Here is a 2,585-nt window from a genome sequence, read left to right on the forward strand (position 1 = left end):
GCCGTGACCCGGCGGACCTGCCCGGCGTCGGCTACCTCCCGTTCGACCTGTTGCTGGACGCCGGCCCCGACCGCATCCAGAGCCTGCTGACCGAGGTCGTCGCCCACGCCGAGGCGGGCGAGCTGACCGGCCTGCCCACCCGGACCTGGCCGCTCGCCGACGCGCGCACCGCGTTCCGGTTCATGGCCCAGGCCCGGCACACCGGCAAGATCGTGCTGACCGTCGCCCCCTACGCCGACGGCACCGTCCTGATCACCGGCGCCGGCGTGCTCGGCGGCATGCTCGCCCGGCACCTGGTGGCCGAACACGGCGCCCGCGACCTGGTGCTGGCCAGCCGCCGTGGCGCCGCGGCCCCCGGCAGCGCGGACCTGGTCGCCGAACTGGCCGCGGCGGGCGCCACCGTCCGCTTCGAGACCTGCGACGTCACCGACCGCGCCGCCCTCGACGCGCTGCTCGCGAAGCTGACCGTCGAGGCCCCGCTGACCGCGGTGGTGCACACCGCGGGCGCCCTCGACGACGGCGTGCTGACCGAACTCGGCGCCGACCGGCTGCCGGGCGTGCTGCGCCCGAAGGCCGACGCCGCCTGGCACCTGCACGAACTCACCGCAGGCAGGGACCTGTCCGCGTTCGTGCTGTTCTCCTCCGCGGCGGCCACCCTCGGCACCCCTGGTCAGGCCAACTACGCAGCCGCCAACGCCTTCCTCGACGCGCTCGCCGAACGGCGCCGCGCCGCCGGCCTGCCCGGCACCGCCGCGGCCTGGGGCCTGTGGGTCGACGCCACCGGCCTCACCCGGCACCTGGACGCCGCCGACGTCGCCCGCGCCGGCCGCAACCGCATCGTGCCGATGGCCGCCGCCGAGGGACTGGCCCTGTTCGACACGGTCACCGCCACCGGCGAGGCCGTGACCGTCACCGCCCGACTGGACCTCGCCACCGCCTCCGCCGCGCCCACCCCGCCGCTGCTGCACGGCCTGGTCGCCACCCCGGCCGGCCCGGCCGCAGCCCGCCCGGTGACCGACGCGGCGGCCCTGGTGGCGCGGATCACCGCACTGCCCGCACCCGAGCGGGCCCCCGCCCTGCTCGACGTCGTCCGCGGCCAGGTCGCCGATGTCCTGGGGCACCGGGGAAGCGACGCGGTGGCACCCGACCGTGGCTTCAAGGAGCTGGGCTTCGACTCGCTGACCGCCGTCGAACTGCGCAACCGCCTCGGCGCCGCCACCGGCCTGCGGTTGCCCACCACCATCGTGTTCGACCATCCCAACCCTGCCGCGCTCGCCGACCACCTCCTCGACGCGCTCCTGCCGAGCGAGTCCGACGAGGCGACCGCCGACCGGATCATCGCCGAACTGGCCCGTGTGGAGAGCGCGCTCGGCGCCCTGCCCGCCGACGGCGCCGACCGCGCCCGGGTGGCGGCGCACCTCCGCGAGCTGGCGGGCCGCTGGGACGCCGGCACGACCGGCGGCACACCCGAGCGGGCCGCGCTGGACGGCGTCACCGCCGACGAACTCTTCGACCTGATCGACCGGGGCATCTCTTGATCCGCGCCGAACGAACCGCACGGGGGTGCACTCATGGCTGACGAGGCCAAACTGCTCGACTACCTCAAGCAGGTCACGGGCGACCTGCAGGTCGCCCGGCGCCGGCTGCGCGAGGCCGAGGCCCGCGACCGCGAGCCGATCGCGATCGTGGGCATGGCCTGCCGCTACCCCGGCGGAGTGGCCTCGCCCGAGGACCTGTGGCGGCTGGTGACCGCCGGGACCGACGCGGTCTCGGCGTTCCCCACCGACCGCGGCTGGGACATGGCCTCGGTCTACGACCCGGACCCCGACCGGCCCGGCACCTCCTACGCCCGCGAAGGCGGATTCCTCGACACCGCGGCCGACTTCGACGCCGGCTTCTTCGGGATCAGCCCGCGCGAGGCGCTCGCCATGGACCCGCAGCAGCGGCTGGTGCTGGAGACCTCCTGGGAGGCCCTGGAGCGGGCCGGCATCGACCCGGCGGGCGTGCGCGGCAGCGCCACCGGCGTGTTCGTCGGCTTCAGCAGCGAGGACTACTCCGACATCACCGGCCCGGTGGCCACCGAGCTGGAGGGGTACGTCGTCACCGGCACCTCGCCCAGCGTGCTCTCCGGCCGGGTCTCGTACACCCTCGGCCTGGAGGGCCCCGCCCTCTCCGTGGACACCGCCTGCTCCTCGTCCCTGGTCACCCTGCACCTCGCGGTCCGCTCCCTGCGGGCCGGGGAGTGCACGCTGGCGCTCACCGGCGGGGCGACCGTGCTGTCCACGCCCGCCGTGTTCACCGAGTACAGCCGGCAGCGGGCCCTCGCGGCCGACGGCCGCTGCAAGGCGTTCGCCTCGGCGGCCGACGGGTTCGGCTTCGCCGAGGGCGCGGGCATGCTCGTCCTGGAGCGGCTCTCGGACGCCCGCCGCAACGGCCACCCCGTGCTGGCCGTGGTCCGCGGCACCGCGATCAACCAGGACGGCGCGAGCAGCGGACTCACCGCTCCCAACGGGCTCTCGCAGCAGCGCGTGATCCGCCAGGCGCTGGCCGACGCCCGCCTGGCCGCGAGCCAGGTCGACGTCGTC

General features: G+C 76.1%; 2 protein-coding genes. Both read left to right on the plus strand.

Features of this window, described 5'->3' with window-relative positions; translation table 11 throughout:
- Positions 1-1,538 (plus strand): SDR family NAD(P)-dependent oxidoreductase (locus V5O46_RS31505; RefSeq protein ID WP_332888154.1); only part of this gene is annotated, 1,538 nt, incomplete at its 5' end.
- 51 nt (positions 1,539-1,589) lie between these two features.
- On the plus strand, positions 1,590-2,585 hold a 996-nt coding region (locus V5O46_RS31510; protein ID WP_408649090.1), incomplete at its 3' end, for a beta-ketoacyl synthase N-terminal-like domain-containing protein.

It is taken from the genome of Streptomyces poriticola (assembly GCF_036689765.1).
Taxonomy (GTDB): Bacteria; Actinomycetota; Actinomycetes; order Streptomycetales; family Streptomycetaceae; genus Streptomyces; species Streptomyces poriticola.